The 451-nt window shown below is 41.2% G+C and carries 1 pseudogene; it reads right to left on the bottom strand.

Annotation, left to right across the window (positions count from 1 at the left end):
- A pseudogene (locus E3E29_RS11390) lies at positions 1–451 on the bottom strand (alpha-glucosidase); the annotation flags it as partial.

The raw sequence follows: 451 nt of genomic DNA, 5'->3' as shown, positions 1-451 counted from the left end.
AAGAGCGTGGGTATTATCAGTATTAGCGCTGTCATGGCATAAACAGGGCCGAAGATTCCGGAGACGACATAGAATGGAATCATTCCAAAAAGGAACGCCCTGTATGACTTCTGCAGGTCCTTTACTTTTCCGGAGAAATCGTATGGGGCAACCTTCGAATACCTGTTTATGGTGGAGACCATGTTCATGTACTCTTTAACTCCAATCTTTTCGATGGTTTTATCGTTGGTGCTGTTTTTGAGTTTAACCGCCCTTTTCAGAAAGAAATTCGCAAGCTCCTCGTTATCCTCTACAACGTTATCGGCAACATTCAGAAAGTTATTCTTGGCTTCTTCAAGGAGAATTAGGGCTTTTTGCTTTCTTTTATCAGATAAACTTCGTAGATTATCTATCTTTTTTTTGACATCATCAAGAGTCTGTGCTACATCTCTCAAAAGGTCCGGGCTTCTCA

The organism is Thermococcus sp. Bubb.Bath, from assembly GCF_012027595.1.
Lineage (GTDB): Archaea > Methanobacteriota_B > Thermococci > Thermococcales > Thermococcaceae > Thermococcus.
The sequence above is the reverse complement of the archived record's forward strand: the minus strand, read 5'-3'. Positions and strand labels throughout refer to the sequence as shown.